The 1,403-nt window shown below is 71.8% G+C and carries 2 protein-coding genes; one reads left to right on the top strand and one right to left on the bottom strand.

Going from position 1 to position 1,403, the window contains the following annotated elements; all coding sequences use genetic code 11:
- Positions 1-10 precede the first annotated feature (10 nt).
- A complete protein-coding gene (locus ACFXPK_RS32910; protein ID WP_385008114.1) occupies positions 11-475 on the top strand; it encodes a PPOX class F420-dependent oxidoreductase in 465 nt (154 codons plus the stop codon).
- 38 nt (positions 476-513) lie between these two features.
- On the opposite strand, the gene ACFXPK_RS32905 is transcribed toward ACFXPK_RS32910, so the two are convergent.
- Positions 514-1,329 (bottom strand): TetR/AcrR family transcriptional regulator, encoded by an 816-nt coding sequence (locus tag ACFXPK_RS32905; RefSeq protein ID WP_385080827.1) that lies wholly within the window; start codon positions 1,327-1,329, stop codon positions 514-516.
- Positions 1,330-1,403: the final 74 nt, after the last annotated feature.

Here is a 1,403-nt window from a genome sequence, read left to right as displayed (position 1 = left end):
GCTGCGGACCATGGCACCGAACATCGCAACGAACACGACCGTGGATCTCGCCGGGCTGCTGGAGTTCGTACGGCCCCGGCACCGCGCGATCCTGCTGACCACCCGCGCGGACGGCCGCCCGCAGGGCTCCCCGCTCTCCTGCGGCGTGGACGACTCGGGGCGGATCGTCGTCTCGACGTACCCCGAGCGCGCGAAGACGCGCAACGCCAAGCGGGACGAGCGGGTGAGCGTGATCGTCCTGTCGGACGACTGGAACGGCCCCTGGGTGCAGGTCGACGGCGCGGCCGAGGTCGTCGACTCCCCCGACTCGGTCGAGCCGCTGGTGGAGTACTACCGGAACATCGCGGGGGAGCACCCGGACTGGGACGAGTACCGGGCGGCGATGGTGAAGCAGGGCAAGTCGATCATCCGCATCACCCCGGAGCGCTGGAGCCCGGTCGCGACGGGCGGCTTCCCCGCCCACCTGGCGCCGTAGGGCCCCGGGGGCGTACGCCGGTCGTACGCAGCCGTACGTCAGCCCCCGTGCCCGTCCCGGTCCCGGGCGGCGGCGCGGTCCCGCATCGCCTCGATGCCCGCCACCAGGAGTTCCAGCGCGAAGGTGAAGTCCCGGTGGCGCATCTCCTCGACCGTGTCGCCGCCGCGCGCCGCCATGATCTCTTCCGCGTTGTCGAAGGACCCCTCGTACCCCGGCTGTCCCCCGATGGCCCCCATCGCCTGCTGGAAGTACGCGTCCTGCGACAGCCCGGCGTCCGCGCAGCGCTGCACGAAGTGGCCCTCGATGGTGCCGAATCCGTACACGAACTGGAAGACCGCGGCCAGCCCGCCCATCTGGTCCTGGCGCGCCAGTCCCGTACGGCCCAGGACCCCCTGGACGGCCGTGGAGAACTCCATCGAACGCGGTCCGATGTTCAGGAACCTGCCGACGAGCGGCGAGACCCAGTGGTGGCGGACGAGCACCGACCGGTAGCTGGCGGCGAGTTCGCGGAGCTGGTCGCGCCAGTCGGCGTCCTCGTCCGTCAGGTCGGGGACGCGGACCTCGCCGAAGACCGCGTCCAGGGCGAGTTCGAGGAGGTCGTCCTTGGTGTCGACGTACCAGTAGAGGGACATCGCGGTCACCCCCAGCTCGGCGGCGAGCCGGCGCATGGAGAACTTCGCCGGGCCCTCCGCGTCGAGCAGCCGTACGGAGACGGCGGTGATGCGGTCGCGGTCGAGCCCGTGGGGGTGGTCCGTGCCCGTACCCGCGCTCCTGCGGCCACGGCCCGCCGGCTTCCCCTCCAGCCACACGCTGGTACGTACGGGGCGCTGGGCGCTGTCGGCTTCCGACACCATGGGTGAGCCTCCTCGTTTCCTCATGCTAGTGCGGCGACCGCTGCCAGGGTCTCTCGTCCGGATCTTGCCGGGCC

The organism is Streptomyces sp. NPDC059142, from assembly GCF_042755665.1.
GTDB lineage: Bacteria > Actinomycetota > Actinomycetes > Streptomycetales > Streptomycetaceae > Streptomyces.
Note: the sequence above shows the minus strand (reverse complement) of the source record. Positions and strands in the feature narration are given on the sequence as shown.

Excerpts from the sequence above, each read along its gene's own strand:
- ACFXPK_RS32910 (WP_385008114.1), top strand. The coding sequence starts at position 11 with ATGGCACCGAACATCGCAACGAACACGACCGTGGATCTCGCCGGGCTG.
- ACFXPK_RS32905 (WP_385080827.1), bottom strand. The coding sequence starts at position 1,329 with ATGGTGTCGGAAGCCGACAGCGCCCAGCGCCCCGTACGTACCAGCGTG.